This window comes from Rahnella sp. GSA61A (assembly GCF_019969905.1).
GTDB lineage: Bacteria > Pseudomonadota > Gammaproteobacteria > Enterobacterales > Enterobacteriaceae > Rahnella > Rahnella aceris.
The window spans coordinates 116841-135764 of the sequence record NZ_JAHXYO010000013.1; the positions used below are offsets into that span (position 1 = coordinate 116841).

Genomic DNA, 18924 nt, shown 5'->3' on the forward strand with positions numbered 1-18924 from the left:
TGATTAGCTACCTTGCTGGAGCAGTCTGGAGACAAAAGAATCAATGTGGTTGATGGTTTCAGTAATCTGTAACGCATCGCCATCTGCGATGTATTGTTCTAACGATTCACACATTTGCTTGCCTGGGGTCAGGTTCAGCATAGCGAACACTCCCTTGAGACGATGTGCTGTTTGGGAAAGTGATGTGAAATCACGACGTTGGTTTTCATTATACAGTTTCTCAAGATCTTCCGGTACTGTCTCGACGAAAAGCTGATAGTAATCGCTTGATTTTAGCTGCTTTTCATAAAGGTCGAGAGAGTCTTCGCCGGGCTCTTCGGGTGAAACACTGTCATCGTATACAGAAAATTGCTGTTCGATTAACAGTAAGGTTGCGTCTATCAGCGCATTGCTGATGTTGTAATTGACGCGAATATAATGCTTTTCAAGCTGCTGGAATCCCGACTCATCGTCAGTCAGCAGCAGGGTAAATTTGTCACTGTTTTGCGGGTTATCTGTCAGTAAAACATCATATTCCCGCGCGACCTGACGATCGTCAGCCACGATGCACACCGCGCCGTAAGCGTTCATGGTCTGGGTCACAATACCGCGAACTTCCTCTGATGTGATATCGAGTAATACCGTCACATCATTGAGTAATTTCTCGTCTTCCGCTTCGATTTCCTGCGCTTCCTGACGTTGTTTAACACGTACAGTATAGCGTGTGCCGATGTTGAGCTTGCTGCGGATTTCCAGCTGACCGCCCAGTTTTTTGCACAGCTGATTACACAGGAAGAATGTCAGCCCGGAACCGTGGTTAAAGCGATCGACTAACGTCTGGCTAAGGAAAGGATAATTCAGATTACTCAATTCTTCTTTGGAAATTCCGCTACCCGTATCGTTTATGTGGAAAATCAGCTGATCCGGGCGATCTTCGTCCTGTTCGCTGGTCAGGGTCACCTTGCCCAGCGATGTGGTAACAATGGCATAATCGAGCAGCAGGGACAGAATTTTCTTCACTGCCTGCATATCGCCGACAAAGGCCGCTTCAGGGGCAATCTGGAAATGATTCAGCAACCCGAGGCCTTTCTGATTCAGGCGGGGCAGGGCCTCAAGCAACAGCTCATCTACCAGGGTTGAAAGCACGTACTTATCGTTCGCCGGTTGCCAGTCCTGAGTTTCCAGACGGGTCAGCAGCGTAATGTTATCAACCAGCGTCAGCGCGTTACGCGACTCACTCAGGAGTTTGCTTTCCAGCGCCTGACGTTCTTCCGGTTTCTGTTCTTCCACTAACGCCACGGCCAGCCCGTTCAGTTCCTGCAATGGCTGATTCAGCTCAATGCCCAGATTATGCAGCATCAGTTTGCGTGCCTGCAGGTTCTTCTCAAACTCACGTTTGGCCTGTTGCAGCGTGCGGTTCACCATCACTTCTTTATCCTGATCGTGGAGCATAAACAGGTAAGTTTCCGGCGAAATCTGGCTGCGGATCATGCGGATTTCATAAACTTCGTTATTGACGGTCGCCTGTATCGTGCCGTGATGCTGCTCGGCCATATTGGCAATTTTGTTCAGACTCAGATGCGGTAATAACTGGTCAGCAATTTTATTACTGAGGATCACGCTGTGGTTGCTGAAGTTATACACCAGTAAACCGAGCGGCAGACCCGAAATGATTTCCTGATTCAGCGCCTGCTGCATCTGTAATTGTGCCGCCATATTCTCGCTCGGGCGGATGTACTGATGGCGAATGAAATAGATACTGGTCATCGCCAGCCCGATCAGGAACAGGTTAATCAGGATCAGCCAGAAGTTATTACGTGAAAGATCAACCACAAGGCTGAACAGCGGAACGTGGTAGGTGAGTGACAGCGGTGAATTTCTCAGCGGCACATCAAACACCAGCGACCATCCCTGCATCACGATGCTGCTGGCCGCCGGATTATCATCGGCCGGATCACCTTCATTGACCGCCGTGGTGTTGCCATTAAGCTGGAAATTATCTCTCGACATACTGTAAGGGATGAGATCACTCATCGGTAAATCGAAGGCAATCACGGTCGCCAGATGTCCCGGATTATTAAAGGTGGTGCGCAGGGAGAAGGAATAGTCGTTACTCTGGCGCGATTTGCGCAGAGGAGAATAACTTTCGCGTTCGTCCAGCGTGTTCGCCTGCTGCAACATTTCGGCACGGCGTGATTGCAGCGTGCTGGTGAAATAGTTTTCCTTCAGGCGGGAGTCTTGCAACTGCAGCGGCACCGTGGTGATCAACAACATGCTGTTATCCTGACCGTTCAGGTAATACAGCGAATAAGGGTGAGTTGTTGAGCCCCACTGGTCATCCAGGAAGGATGAAATTTTCAGGGTTAAATCCAGCGTGGAACTGTCGTGTGCACCGAAAATCAGCGCATCAGTTTTCTTGTGAGGTTTGGAGACAAAATACATATCCTGACGCAGGCGGATTTCCTGCGCACTGACGGCATCCGCCGCCATCGGCTGGCCGGTGAAATTGTCGTAAATCTGGTAGGTCATGTAGCGATACTTATCGATGCGCTTTTGCAGCAAGTCAGCGGTATTTTGCACCGTGCGCAGTTTGTCGTTCAGATAAGCATTGGTGTAGTTATACCCGTAAAGGCCGAGGCCCATAGCCAGCAACAAAATGAACAACCAAAAGAATCGCGTGATATTGGTTGATGTCAGCGATAAATATTTACCAGCCATGATGATGAGTTTTTTCCTTCATTCTTGTAATGACGCTTTTAGCGGACGACGGTTTTTGCACAAACAGTGGTACACAACATCGTTGCCGCAACGCAACCTGATGCAACAGATAAACTGCTGACCTGCGCGATAAACCGGTCAGCGCAGAACCCGCTAAAGCCAGGTTGCGAAATATGTTCAGCGAACATTTCCTGCGAGGGCGGTGCAGTTATCGGGCCGTGAGACATGTTGTGAAAATCCCTTTGCGTTTAAAAAATTAAGCCTTTATCCGCCCACAGACGCACTGGGCGGACACTTTATCAGAAAGCATAAGTGCTGTGATTGCGCATAGTCCTAATTATGTGTTTGCCAAATACCCTTTTGCCATAAAATCTACAAGACGATCACACAATTGATAAGTTAATTTGATCGATTATCTGACTGCCTGTTGCCTGATTTCATTAACAATAACACCATGTATATTATGTGGATAATTTATTAATTTGTTGTTTTTTATAATAATAAAATTATCCGCATAGCGTTAAACCAAAATTTAACATCTGTCAAACTGATGGTTTGACTTTTTTTAATGAATTATTTCAATCTTAATGATTATGTCTTTTTATGGCGATTAACTCAAATCATGCATATAACTTATGGAGTTTCGGGAAAAAATACCGAAATGATGGTTAACCAAAGCCCCTAAAAAATATATAAATTTAATAACAGCCGTTTTTGTTTGTTTTGTAGCCTGTGGCAATACCTCACACCAGTTGGAAGTTTATCCATTTTTCTTAATGGTCTTCATTACCCGCTGAACCGCTTTTTACCTGAAAAGGAAGAGCGGTGTTTAGCGTGTATGGACAACAACTGGCGTAACAGGGGTACAACATGGCTCAGAACGGTAGCGTTGTTATTGATATTCTTTCTCGTACTAATGGTGCAGTAATCTCCCAGGTTTCAAACGCCAGTCAGGACGTAACTCTTAATCAAATCAGCATAGTACGCGTACACGCGACCCGTGACGTGGTCACCCGCTATGAGCGTGTGGGGAATGATCTTGTTATTCACATGAAAGACGGACGCACCGTCCGCTATCACAGTTTCTTCGATACAGATGGCAAGGGGAATCACAGCGAACTGATTTTTGATGATGGCACCCACCCGATCGAACATGCCGCGTTTGTCGATACCGGCGCAACAGCGGGGGCAACCCCGATCGTTCCCGCTTATGAAACCATTCCTGATGCCGGGGCGCTGGTCATCGACTCCTCTAATTTTGACCCGGCTGTTTTAGGTGCCGTTCTGGGCGTTGTCGCACTGGGTGCCGGGATCGCAATTGCTGCAGGTGGCGGCGGTGGTGGTGGCGGTGGCGGCAGCAGTAATAACGGTGGCAGCGACGGCGGCGGAAACACTGACGGTGGGAATACCGGTGGCGGGAATACTGGTGGCGGAAACACCGGTGGCGGAAACACCGGCCAGACCGCAACGTTATCGCTGGGCGCATTTGCCGGTGACAACACCCTTAACGCCACGGAATCGCGTTTAGCACAAATCTTTTCAGGCACCGCAAGTAACGTGGCCGCAGGCGAGACCATTACCCTGACCATCAACGGTAAAACCTACACCAGTACCGTAGGCGCTGACGGCAAATGGAACATCAATCTGCCGCCGGTAGATTTACAAAATCTGGCAGATGGTACTTACGTGGTGTCCGTCACTGTCACCGGTACTGATGGCAAATCGGTCACTCAGGGGATCACCGTTGTCGTGGATAAAACCCCGCCGGTGGTCTCGCTCGATCCTGTCGCCAGTGACAACATTCTTGACGCCGTTGAGCATCAGCAACCGCTGACAGTGACCGGCACAGCTTCTGTCTCTGAAGCCGGGCGCACACTGGTCGTTACCCTCAATGGCACGCAATACAACACGACGGTAGGTGCTGATGGCACCTGGTCGGTGACAATACCCGCCAGCACGGTTTCCGCGCTTGCTGAAGGCAATTATACGCTGACCGCGTCACTGACCGATGCCGCAGGAAACTCGACCACTACACCGGAAAGTTTCGTTATCAGCGACAGCGCCGGTATTTTGATGGTCAACCCGATCTCAGGTGATGGTCAGCTCAATGCCAGTGAAGCGCAAAGCGCGCTGGTGATCACCGGTACCACATCCAATGTCCCTGCGGGCACGCAGATCACGGTGACAATCGGCGGCGTGGCATATCAGACCACAACAACAGCGGAGGGGGGCTGGAACCTGAGTCTTTCTCCTGCCCGGTTGCAGGCGCTGACTGATGGCCCGACGACCGTAACCGTCAGCCTGGTCGATAGTCAGGGCAATACCATCAGTCAGACGACAGATCTGAATGTTGCTATCCATGGCGTTCCGCCGACGCTTGATCCGGCTTTCGGCGGTGACAATACGCTCAATGGCAGTGAATCCATCACCAGCCAGACATTGACGGGGAACACGGGTCTCACCGGCGATGGTCAGACCGTGACTGTCACCCTTGGTGGCCAGCAAATTACCGGCACGGTTACGCCAGACGGTATCTTCACCGTGACGGTTCCGCCTTCAGTACTCGGTAACCTGCCGCAGGGCAGCAATAATATCGTGGTCACCGTGACGGACCCGGCGGGCAATCACAACACCATTACCACGCCAGTCAGCATCGATACTGTCGCCCCAACGCTTGCTATCAATCCGCTGGCGGGCGACGGCCAAATCAGTCTGGCCGAAGCTGCAGGCGCACTGACCCTGTCAGGTACCGCCTCGGCAGCAGATGCAGGCAGAACGGTTACCATCACCATTAACGACCAGACATTTACCGCCGTTGTCGGCGATGACGGCGCATGGAGCACACAAATCCCGGCTGGCACGCTGACTGGTCTGAACGGTGATTTCCCGATCAGCGCCACCCTGACCGACGCTGCGGGCAACACCACCACCAGCACCAGCCCGCTGCATGTTGCTGCCGATTCCACTCTTCAGCCGGGCATTTCAGTGAATGCATTTGGCGGCGATGACGCCGTTGACGGCGCGGAAGTCCAGACGGCGCAGGTGCTGAGCGGGACCACTACCCGCGTCGAAGCGGGTCAGATCGTCACCATTACGCTCAACGGCAATACCTATGAAGCCACGGTGCAGGCCAGCGGCAACTGGAGTGTGATTATTCCGGCAGCCGATATGGTCACGCTGACCGACGGTACCCAAACCCTCAATGTCAGCGTGTCTGATAAAGCCGGTAACCCGGCGACCGGCACTGATACTTTCGAGGTTGATACCTCTCAGAACGGTATTGCGATTGACCCGGTAACGGGTGATAACGTCATCAACGCAGTGGAAACTGCAAACGGCATTGAAATCAGTGGTACCACTCTGGGGGTAGCGGAAAACGCCATAGTCACCGTGCAGTTCGGCTCGCTGTTTAAAACAGCCACGGTAGGGGCGAATGGCAGATGGTTCATGCTGTTAAGCACGGGCGAGATCGAGGACATTCAAGGAAGCAATCCAGATCTCAACAGCATTTCTGCCACTGTCGAAGGGCCTGGTGGAATAATTTTATCGAACAGTATTAATATCGGTATTGATAACACCAATCCTCTTCCCACTCTCAATACCCCGTTTGGCGATAGTCTGCTCAATGCGACTGAAGCCGCCGCCGGGCAGACTCTCAGCGGTACCACCGGAAAATCGGGTGATGGTCAAACCGTCACCGTCACATTAGGCGGGAAAACCTATAACGCGACTGTGGCCGCAGACGGCAACTGGTCAGTTCAGGTTCCGGCAGCAGATTTGCAGGCGTTGCCACAGGGCAATGTGGCGATTGCCGTCACTGCCACTGACGGCGCTGGCAATACCGCCACGTTAAGCAGTAACGCTACGGCTGATTTCACCGCGCCGCTTCTGATTGTTAACCCGGTTTCCAGCGACGGATACATCAACGCCTCTGAAGCGGCTGAGGGGGTGACGATCACCGGAACTGCCTCGATTTCGGAAGCCGGACGCACCGTCACCGTCACCCTCAACGGTGAAACCTATACCGGCATTGTGCAGCCAAACGGCCAGTGGAATGTTGCCGTGCCAGCCACCGCATTCAATGGTGTGGCAGATGGTAGCTACCCGGTGAGCGTCCAGTTGTCCGATGCGGCGGGCAACAGCACAACGGTTAACTCCGGCGTGCAGCTTGCAGCCGATGCGGCGAACGGCCCGACCATCACCGTTAATACCTTTGCGGGTAATAATGTGCTGGATGGAGCAGAACAACAAACCGCGCAGCAGCTCAGCGGTTCAACCTCCCGTGTTGAAGCGGGTCAGACAGTCCTGATCCTGCTGAATGGCCATTCTTATACGGCAGTGGTGCAGCCAAGCGGAAGCTGGAGCGTCAGCGTTCCGGCGGCGGATCTGGCGACCATCGCCAACGGCACCACACAAATTAGCGTGTCAGTGGCGGATAAAGCGGGAAATGTGGCGACAGGCAGCGAAACCCTGATCGTCAACAACCTGCTCAGCGGGCTGGCGGTGAATCCGGTGGCGGGCGATAACCAGCTCAATGCCGGTGAAGCCGCCGCAGGAATTACCCTCAGCGGCACCTCCAGCAATGTGCCGGTAAATGGCGTGGTGACCATCACGCTGAACGGTAAAATTTATACGGCAACCGTCGGCACGGGCGGTGCCTGGAGTGCGCAGATTCCGGCAGCCGATCTGGCGCTGCTCAGTGACGGCAATAACACCGTGAAAGTCAGCGCGACTGATGCGGCAGGCAATCCGGTGTCCGGCAGCAGTGACTTCGGTGTGATCATCCATTCCCTCCCGGACGCGACGCTCAACACGCCGTTTGGCGATACGCAGCTCAATGCCAGTGAAGCGGCAGCAGGCCAGACACTGACCGGCAGCACCGGGGTCAGCGGCGACGGACAGACTGTCATCGTCACCGTCGGCGGGACAGATTACACCGCCACGGTGGATGCCAGCGGGAACTGGAGCGCCACCGTCCCTGCCGGAGATTTGCAAACCCTTCCTCAGGGACCCGGGGCGGTGCTGGTGGCCGTCACGGATGCGGCAGGCAATACCAGCAATGTCAGTACGCCGGTAACTATTGATACCGTCGCGCCAGTAGTCACCATCACCACACCGGTCGCGGGCGACGGCACCATCAATGCCGCAGAAGCCGGGGCGATTATTCCGGTCAGCGGCACGGCAGGAGCGGGTGAGGCGGGCGATACCGTCACCATCAGCCTTGGCGGACACACTTATACCGGCACTGTGGCAGCAGGCGGCGGCTGGACAGTCAACATTCCGGCCGATGCGCTGGCAAACGTGGCGAACGGCACCTATACCCTGACCGCCACGGTGACCGATGCCGCCGGTAACGCAGGCACCGCAACCGCACCGGTCACTGTGACGGCGGATCCGGCATTGCTGCCGACAATCGACATTGACCTCTTTGCCGGAGACGGCACCCTCGACGGCGCGGAACGTATGAACCCGCAAACCGTCAGCGGAACGACCACCCATGTGGAAGCCGGACAAATCGTCACCGTGACCATCGGCGGCATTGATTATCAGGCTACAGTCCTGGCCAGCGGTGCATGGAGCGTCAGCGTACCGGCTGCCACCTTGCAGACCCTGCAAAATGGCGCGGCAACCATTGAGGTTTCTGTCGCCGATAAAGCCGGTAATCCGGCGAACAACAGCGAAGACTTCACCGTTAACAGCGCGCTGGGCGGTGTGACCATCAATCCGATCACCGGCGATAACAAAATCGACGCTACGGAAGCGGCTGCGGGTTTTGATATCAGCGGTAAAACCGCCAACGTGCCGGAAGGAACGCCGGTAACCGTTAAACTGGGTACGGTGACCTACACCACGCAGACCGATGCTGACGGTAACTGGACAGTTAACGTTCCGGCGTCTGACGTTGCCAGTCTGGCGGATGGCACCAGTCATGTGATTGCCTCGACTGTCACCACGGATCAGGGGCCGGTGACCACCACCCAGGATTTGGGCATCTACGCCACATTGCCGGAGCCAACGCTCAACACCCCGTTTGGCGATGGTTTGCTGAGCAGCGCGGAAGCCGCCACCGATCAGACACTGACCGGTAAAACCGGACTGACCGGCGACGGTCAGACGGTGACGGTTACCCTTGACGGCGTCCCTTATACCGGCACGGTTGCCACTGACGGTAGCTGGACCGTGACCATTCCTGCCGCGGATTTGCAGGGCCTCGGTGAAGGCACGAAGACCATCACTGTTGATGTGACAGACGCGGCGGGTAACACCGCAACCTTACCGGGTTCCGTGGATGTGGACTTCACACCGCCTCCGCTGACGCTGGATAACGTGGCGACGGACAATGTGATTAACGCTGCTGAAGCTGGGGCACCGATCACCCTCAGCGGGACCAGTGATCCGGCCGATGCAGGACAGTCAGTGACACTGACCTTTAACGGACAAACCTATACCGCAGAGGTGCAACCAGACGGTAGCTGGAGCACCACCATTCCGGCGAATACCCTCAACGGTCTGGCGGATGGCAGCTATCCGCTGACCACCACACTGACGGATGCAGCGGGTAATACCACCACTTTGCCACCGGTCAATATCGGGATCGCGACCAATAACGTCCCTGTGCCGGACATTGATACACCGTTTGGCGATACCTATCTCAACCTGACCGAGTCCGGCCAGTCGCAAACCATCACCGGCAGCATTGGTGCGACGGCTGACGGCCAGACGGTCGTGGTTTCCTTAGGCGGTGAAGATTATCCGGCGACGCTGAACCCGAACGGCACCTGGAGTGTCACGATTCCGGCGGCTGATTTAGGGGCGCTGGACAATGGCAGTCTGCCGCTGAGCGTGACGGTCACGGACGCCGCCGGTAACACTGGCACCACCAGCTCGCAAATCACGGTTGACCGCACGGCGCCGGTTCTCAGTATTAATGACGTGGCGACCGACAATATCATCAACGCGGCTGAGTCCCTGCAACCGGTGGTGATCAGCGGTACGGCCGGTCTGGACGATACCGGACGTACAGTGTCTGTAGTGCTGAGTTTCAACAACGTCAGCTACACGGCAACCGTGCAGCCCGATGGCACCTGGAGCTTCACGCTGCCAAGTACCGTCGTGCAGTCGCTGACGGATACCACTTATACGCTGACCGCCACGATCACCGATGCGGCAGGCAACAGCACGACAGCCACGCAGACCTTCAGTGTGGATGCGAATGTCGCTAATTTGCCGACGCTGGCGATTACAGCCGTGTCCGGCGATGATTACATTAATGCGGCGGAGAAAGGCGCGGATATTCCGATCACCGGGACATCCACCAATCTTGAAGTCGGGCAGACGGTGGTGGTGAGCTTTAACGGCAAAAACTACAACGCCGTCGTCGGTGCGAATGGCGACTGGACGGCAACCGTGCCGCTGGCTGATCTGGGCACCTTGTCTGACGGACCGGTTACCGTTACAGCGACCGCCAGCGATGTGGCGGGTAACCCGGCATCCGCATCGCACAACGCCACTGTTATCACCCAGCCGGGCGACCTGCCAACCCTGACCATCAACGCCATTTCCGGCGATGATTACATCAATAGCACTGAACACAATCAGGGCATGATCGTGAGCGGAACCTCCACGCATGTGCCCGTGGGCGGTACGGTGACCGTGGTCATTACCGGCGAAAACTACACGGCGACCTATACCGCTACCGTGCAGGCTGACGGGAGCTGGAGCTTCCCGATGACGGCGGCGCAGGTTCAGGCGATGCCCGCCGGGAACAATACCTTCACAGCAACAGCGGATGATGTGGCGCAAAACGTAGCAACCAGCACGCATGATGTCACGGTTGATACAACTCCTCCGCTGCTGACTGTCGAGGTGGATACCGGCGGTGACGGCATCATCAATCTGGCAGAAGCCGCGCTGGGTGTGCCGGTGAGCGGGACGACGGATCCTAATCTGACGGTCAAAGTGACCTTCAATGGTAAGGATTACCTGACCACGGCCAACGATCAGGGAGTCTGGTCGCTGACCCTGCCGGGCGTTGATGTGCAGGCACTCGCCACCGATGGCAGCAAAACCCTCGGCGTGAGCGTCAGTGATGCGGCCGGTAACATTGTGACCGCTTCAGGCAGTTTCACGCTGGCAACCCATTCGCTGCCAACCCTGACCGTCGGTGCTATTGCAGGCGACGGCGTGCTGAATATTGCTGAAGCCGCCGCAGGGTTTACCCTGAGCGGTACCAGTACCGGGCTGGTTGCGGGCACCACGGTGCTGGTCACTATTCCGGGGCTGGCGGATCCGATCACCGGTACCGTGAACGGCCTCGGAACAGGCTGGACAGCCGTCGTGGCACCGGGTCTGCTTAGCGGGCTGGACAACGGGCCGGTTCAGGTCAGCGTCTCCGCGACGGATACCGCGCTTAACCCGGCGTCTTCCAGTGCCAGTCTGAATGTGGTGCTGACCCAACCGGGTGTGCCAACCATTAATACGCCGTTTACCGATGGCGTGCTGAATGCCGCTGAAGCGGGCGCAACGCAGCTGATTACCGGCACCACCGGCATTACCGGCGCAGGTCAGACCGTGACGGTGACGATAGATGGCACGGCGGTCACCGCGACCGTCGGCGCGGATGGCAACTGGACCGCCACCGTCCCTGCTTCTGTCTTGCAGGGGCTGACGGATGACACACACACTATTTCGGTGACGGCAACCGACAGTGCAGGTAACCCGAGCAGCGCAGCCGGTACCCTTGATTTCACGTCGGTAACGCAAATCCTGCCGCAGGCCGGAATCAATACACCGTTCGGTGATGGTGTGCTGAATCTGGATGAAGCGACGGCGGGTGGCACCATTACCGGGACGACCGGTATCACCTCGCCGGGTCAGACGGTTACCGTCGTGATTAACGGTAATGCGGTGCCGGTGGTGGTGGATTCTGCTGCCGGAACCTGGAGTGTCACTCTGACACCCGCGCAGTTGCTGGGTTTACAGGATGGCACCTGGCCTGTTGTGGTGACGGTCACGGACAGTGCGGGTAACATCTCGCCGCTGACGACGTCGGTTGACGTACAAATCAACAACGTCCCGGCACCGGCAATCAATCTGCCGTTTGGTGACGGTACGCTAAATATTGCCGAATCCATTGATGTTAACGGGCAAACCCTTACCGGTACCACCGGCGTAACCGGAGCCGGGCAAACCGTCAGCGTGGCGATCGCGGGCATGACCGGCAGCCCGTTTACGGCAACGGTCGACCCGGACACCGGCAACTGGAGCCTTAACCTGACATCAGCGCAGCTCACTTCCCTTGGCACCGCGACGGCGTCACATCTGATTACCGTCACGGCCACCGACAGCGCGGGTAACCATACTGATGCGACACTGGCCTTCACCTCCTATCTGTCTGCCCCTGTGCCGGTTATCGACCCGCCATTTGGCGACGGCAATCTGAATATCACGGAAGCGGCTGATGTGAACGTGATTACCGGTAATACCGGCATCACCGGCAACAACCAGAACGTTAAACTGACCATTGATGTGAACGGCATTACCTATAACGCGACCGTCGATCCGCTGACCGGCGACTGGTCGGTAAGTCTGCCTGCAGGCGTGCTGAACTCTCTGGGCAGTGGTTTGCATGACATTAACGTCACCGTGACCGATGCCGCAGGCAACAGTACGCCTGCGACGTTGCCATTCACCAGCTATCTCACCGCGCCGGATGTCACCATCAACACGCCGTTTGGCGATGGTTATCTGAGCGCTGCGGAAGCCGCCACACCGCTAACCCTGAGCGGGACGACGGGGATTACAGGGGCGGGGCAAACCGTGGTGGTCACTATTGCCGGAATACCTCTTCCGGGTGTCACGGTGGATGCGGACGGTAACTGGACGGTGCCTGTGACGGCGGGCGAAATCGCCGATCTGCCGCAGGGCGCACAGCAAATCTCCGTGACGGTCACGGACGGCGGCGGCAACACCGGTTCGGCCTCGGCTGACGTTGGCATTGCCGTGACCCAACTGCCAGCCGTAGCAGTAACGTCCTTTGCCGGTGCCGGTTTTGATCTGACCTACGCCGAGAGCCAGAGCACGCAAACCATCACCGGTACAACGGTGAATGTGCAGGCGGGACAGCAGGTGACGGTCACTGTCGGCAGCATCAGCCATCAGGCAACGGTGCTGGGCGATGGCTCATGGAGTGTGACGCTGACACCGGCTGAGCTGGCTACGCTGAACAGCGCGGACACCATCACCGCTTCTGTCAATGATCTGGCGGGTAACACGGCAAACCTGCTGGCGCCACAGGCCATCACGGTCAACCTGACGCCGCCAACATTCGCCATCACCATTGATCCGGTCACGGGTGACAACATCATTAACGTGGCGGATGGCAATCCGGCGAACATTACCCTTTCCGGTAAAACAGTGAATGTGCCGGATGGCACATTGGTCAACATCACCGTGGGAGGTGTTCCGCATCTGGCGACAGTCACTGCGGGAAACTGGTCTGTGGCTGTTTCTGCCACTGAATTTGTGAATGGCACGACCACCACGGTGACCGCATCAACGCTTATTCCGTTGACCAATGCCACACAAAGCGTGCTGGTGGATACCACCGCACCGACCCTGACTATCAGCGCCTTTACCGGCGACGATATTCTGAATAATACCGAGTCGAAATCCGCGCAACTGATTTCAGGGACGGCGGATACCAGCGAGGTGGGCCGGGTGGTTACGGTCACGCTGAATGGCAAAACTTACAGCGGCACCGTGCAGGCAGGCGGTACCTGGTCTGTCAGCGTGCCAGCGGCCGATTTGCAGGCATTGCCACAAGGCACTGGCGCAACTAACGTGATCTCCGCGACCCTGACGGACGCGGCAGGCAACGTGGGGACGGCGGTTCCGCATACGGTGAACGTCGATACGTCTGCGCCGTTGCTGGCGCTGGATGCGGTGGCCGGTAACAACGTCATCAATCTGGCGGAATCACTGCTCAACGTACTGGTGGGCGGGACCTCCAGCGGCGCGGACGGTCAGACCGTCAACGTCACACTGGGCGGTGCATCAATCGGTACGGCGGTTATCCAGCCGGGCGGGGCATGGTCGCTCAACCTGACACCTGAACAACTGATTTTACTCAACGATGGCACCCTGACACTCGCGGCCACCGTGACCGATGCGGCGGGTAACACCACCAGCGTCAGTACCGGTCTGGATATCTTCTTCAACAAATTGCTGGACCTGAACGTGGCCAGCGGACTGGGGCTGACCGACGGTTTCCTCAATCTGGCGGAATCTCAGATAGCACAAACCATCAGCGGCACGGCGATTGGTGCGGGCGTGGGTTCAGTGGTGTCGACGGTTATCAACGGCACGCCGCTCTCGGCGATTGTCGGGGCTAACGGTGCGTGGTCGCTGAACATTCCGGCGGCCTTGCTCGGTGCGCTGGGTGAAGGTCAGCAGGTGCTCAACCTGAACCTCACCGATGCGGCAGGGAACGTGAAAGCGTCTGTGCTGAATCTGGACGTCATTAAAACGCTTCCGGTTCTGGGCGATCTGGATCCTCTGTTTGGTGGCAACGGTCTGCTGAATGCGGCGGAATCTCTGCTGGCACAAACCATTGGCGGCGTCGCGACAGCGGTTGACGGCACTCTGGTGACCGTGACGCTTGGCGGTAAAACCTACAACACTACCGTGACGGCGGGTACCTGGGATCTGCAGATCCAGCCGGGTGATCTGGGCGCGTTGCTGGATGGCAACCTGAATCTGGGCATCACCCTGACTGACCCGGCAGGCAACTCGTCTGCAACGAATATTCCGGTGGGGATTGCGATCCACAATCTGCCGCAGGTGGTGCTCGACACCGTGTTTGGCGACGGCGTGCTGAATATCGCCGATCTGCTGGTGAATCAGACCATCAGCGGCACGGTCTCTAACGTGGCTGCGGGGACAGCAATCGCAGTGCAGGTCGGAACGCAAACCATTGATGGCGTGGTCGATGCGACGGGGCATTTCCTGGTCACCGTCCCGCCGTCTGTTCTTGGTTTGCTGAGCGGCACGACCGCTGCGGTCAGCGTGACGATAGCAGATGCTGCCGGTAACGTTGGCAGCGCGGCCGTGAACGCGGTGCTGGATCTGGTCAGGCCGGTCATTAACCTGACCTCAGTTCTGGGCGACGGCTTGCTGAACGCGGCTGACGCGCTGACGACCCAGGTGATTGGCGGTACGGTCACCGGTGTGGCGACGGGTACGCAGGTACAGGTCACGCTGGGCGGGAAAACCTTCCTCGGGGCGACCGATGCCAGCGGTGCGTTCAGCATCACCCTGCAACCGGGTGACCTGAACGCGCTGGGGGATGGCACCTTCACGGTCGGGGTTTCTGTGACCGACAGTGTAGGCAATACCGCCACTACCAGCGGAACGCTGAACGCTATTATCAATGCGGTACCGAAAATTGTGCTGGATCCGGTCTTTGGTGCTGACGGTATTCTTAACGCCGCTGAAGCGCTGCTGACTCAAACCATCAGCGGTACGGTCACCAACGGCCAGGTCGGGGAAATCGTCAATATCAATGTCGGCGGCGGTCTGATTAACCTGACCGCTACCGTAGACAGCGACGGCAAATTCTCAGCGTCGCTGACGCCGCTGCAATTATCCGGCCTGCTTGACGGTAACCTCACCCTCGTCGCCTCAGTCACCGATGCGGTGGGTAACACGACCTCAAGTACCGTGGGCCTGAATGTCGGTATTAACAATCTGCCGTCGATTGTGCTTAACCCGCTGTTTGGCGATGGCGTGCTGAATGTGGTTGACCTGCTGACCGGACAAACCATCAGCGGTGTCGCGACCAACGTGGCGCAGGGCACGCAGGTGCAGGTTTCCCTGAATGGCAAAAATTATCTGGCGACGGTCGGTGCGGGCGGTGTCTTCAGTGTCACCGTGCCGGTGACCGATCTGACCGCCATCCTCAACGGCACGCAGTCGGTGGTCGCCAGCCTGACGGACGGATCCGGTAACGCGGCGTCGGTCACCGGCCTGCTGAGTGTGGTATCGCAGTCACTGCCAACCATCACGCTGAATCCGCTGTTTGGCGATGGTCTGCTGAACGCGGCAGATGCGCTGCTGACCCAAACCATCAGCGGTACCACGACTAACGCGCAGGGCTCAACGGTGACCCTGAACGTGGGCGGAAATACCCTGACGGCGCTGGTGAAAGCCGACGGCACCTTCAGTGTGGCGATTCCGCAGCTCACTCTGGCGGGCTTGCTCGACGGTACGCTGAACGTCGGTGCCTCGGTGACCAACGCCGCCGGTAACGCCGTCAGCGGCAGTGCTACAGCAACGGTGGGGATCCATACCTTGCCGACGCTGCTGGTCAATACCTTGTTTGGCGGAGACCAGTATCTCAATGCCGCAGAAGCCGGTGCGAATACTAATATTACCGGTACATCTAATCTGCTCAACGGCACGGTATCTGTCACGGTGGGCACCGTTACACACACCGGTACTGTCACTAACGGCGTCTGGAGCGTGCCGTTCACCTCTGCTGAATTGCAAGGACTGGCGGACGGTTCCACACAGGTTTCCGTGGTGGTGAGAGACAGTGTGGGTAACACCGCGACGTCTTCCAACCTGCTGAACGTCCTGACGCATGATCTGCCGCTGGTGGCGCTGAATCCGGTTCTCGGGCTGACGCTCGGTCTGGTGAGCAATATCCTCGGGGGTCAGGGGCTGACGCTGAGCGGCACCAGCCGCAATATCGCGCAGGGCGGTCTGGTCAGCGTAACCCTGCTGGGGAATACGCTGGCGGGTACCGTGCAGGCAGACGGTTCGTGGACGGTGAAGTTCAGCAGTGCGCTGCTGAGCAGCTACGGACTGGTGGGCCTGCTGTCGGCATTACTGGGATCGATTGTTGAACTGAAAGCCGTTGATGCCGCCGGTAACGGATTTGATGCCCATGTCGGGCTGACTGTCGGTTCATCATTACCGCCAGAAACCGCCACGCTGATGGCGACCTCTCTGTCTGCCGAGGATACCGACACGCATACACTGGCCGCCAGTGTGGTAGCCGATTCTACGACCACTTCTACATCGGAACCCACAGACACCACGCACGCCACCAGCACACTGGTCTCGTCGCTGGCGACTACGGAGTCTACTGCCACCACGACATCAGAAACCACCGCGCATGCTGATACTGCCTTCTCGATTGGCGGAGTCACTATCGATCTGACGGCAACGGACGGTGTCGCACTGGGCGGTACCGGCGATGACGTGATTGCAGTTCACACGCTGGACTTCGGTCTGATCGACGGAGGAACCGGTGTCGATACCTTGCTGCTGGCGGGCACCAATCAGCATCTGGATCTGACCCTGCTCGGGCTGAAAGTTGAGCATATCGACATCTTCGATTTGGGCAATTCCGGCACCAACAGTATCTCGCTGAACCTGCATGAGGCGCTGAGCGTGAAGGATAACCCGACCGATGAAGTGATCATCAAAGGCGGCGAGGGCAGTCTGGTGAATCTGCACATCGGCACTGACGGTGCGTGGAACGAAACCGGGCAACGCACGGTGGATGGCCTGACGTTCGACGTTTACCACAATACCTCAATAGAAGCCTCGAATACGCTGGGAGACGTTCTGGTGCAGCACGGTCTGCACGTTCAGCAAAGTTGATGCAGTGCGCCTCCCCCTGCGAAGGGGGAGGCGGGGAGGGGGGGGTGCAAACGACTGCGCCCACCCAACCCTCCCCTTTGCAGGGGAGGGAGCAGTACCAAAAATATAAATCGGCGTAATTAAGTGGTGTCGGTAATGAAAAATAAGAGAGTGATGCGGTCACTGACCGTGATGTTGGGCACCTTGTGCCTGACCGGTTTAACAGGGAATACGGGGGTGACGGCGGCGGTTAAACAGCCGGAATTTAACTGGCAGGCTGCGCCGACCGAGGAGATGCGTGCCAGCCTGACGTTGCAGGATGCCATCCTGCGGGCATTTGCGCGTAATCCGCAAATTTCAGAAGCGGCGGCGCAAATTCGCGTCGGCAAAGGCAACCTTGATGAGGCAAAAAGCGCCTGGTATCCGCAGATTTCCTTACAGGGAACTGCCGGAAAATCACATCAGACTGACTCGGCAGGTAGCCTGAGTAATAACGCATCGGCGGGCGTCCAGCTCAGCCAGCTGCTGTATGACTTTGGTCGTACCGGCGGCAGCATCAGTCAGCAGGAATACCTGTCTGATGCCTATCGTTATTCGCTTTACAGCACAATGACTGATGTGGCGCTCAGTACCCTGCAGGCCTATCTCTCGGTCAAACGCTATCAGGCGCTGAGCCTGGCGGCGCGCGACAATATCGCTTCTCTCGAACGTGTGCGGGACACCGCCAGACTGCGGGCAGACGCCGGACTGAGTTCACAGTCTGACGTGTTGCAGGCAGAAACGCGTATCGCCGGAATGAGAGCCACCGTTGAGCAATACCGCGCGCAGCAACGTTCTGCGCAGGCACAACTGACGGTGCTGACCGGCGTGGTGTCCGATAATTTGCCGGATCTGCCGCAAAGCCTGCTGGACCAGAAAGTGACCCTCGACAAAATCCCTTACGAAAACAGCACGCTGGTGCGTGCCGCGCAGGCTAAACAGCAGGCGGCAATCGAAGAAGTTAATCAGACCGAAGCTCAGCACTGGCCGACCCTGAAAGTGCAGGCAGGACGTACGCGCTATGAAAACAGCGGCGGTGGCGGTTCTTACTGGGACGATCAGGTACAGCTGGCGGTGGATGCGCCGGTGTATCAGGGCGGGGCGGTCAGCGCCAAAGTCCGCGCGGCAGAAGGCCAGCGGCAGGCGGCACAGGCCGAAGTCGAAAAAGCCAAGCTGGACATCAACCAGAAAGCGTCGGCAGCTTATGCCGATATGATCGGCGGTCAGCAGCGGCAACTGGCGGGTGAGGAACAGTTCGGCAGCGCGACGCATACCCGCAGCGTTTATCAGGATGAATACAAACTCAGCAAGCGCAGCCTGAACGATTTGCTCAGCGTTGAGCAGGACGTTTTTCAGGCCGATACGTCGCGCATTGGCGCGCTGTATGACGGCTGGGATGCGACGGTGCGCTACGCCGCCGCCGTGGACAATCTGGTCGATATGTTAGGCATCGACAGACACAAACAAACAGGTGACACCATCCCGATGCTGTAAGGCGCGGACAGGACGGGAATAAACCAGAAGCATTCGATATCGAGG

Annotated in this window: 3 protein-coding genes; 2 read left to right on the top strand and 1 reads right to left on the bottom strand. The window is 56.9% G+C overall.

Translation table 11 applies throughout. The annotated features are described in order from the left end of the window. Nucleotides 1–3 precede the first annotated feature (3 nt). Nucleotides 4–2697, bottom strand: coding sequence for a phosphotransferase RcsD (rcsD, locus tag LC431_RS17025; protein ID WP_223510115.1), 2694 nt, complete (start codon nt 2695–2697; stop codon nt 4–6). A gap of 870 nt (nt 2698–3567) precedes the next feature. Between rcsD and LC431_RS17030 the strand changes: the two genes are divergently transcribed. Together LC431_RS17030 and LC431_RS17035 are read left to right on the top strand one after the other, a co-directional pair. Next, a complete protein-coding gene (locus LC431_RS17030) occupies nt 3568–17367 on the top strand; it encodes an Ig-like domain-containing protein (protein ID WP_223510116.1) in 13800 nt (4599 codons plus the stop codon). A gap of 135 nt (nt 17368–17502) precedes the next feature. Next, complete coding sequence (locus tag LC431_RS17035; protein ID WP_041673044.1) at nt 17503–18879, top strand: TolC family outer membrane protein; 1377 nt, start codon at nt 17503–17505, stop codon at nt 18877–18879. Nucleotides 18880–18924: the final 45 nt, after the last annotated feature.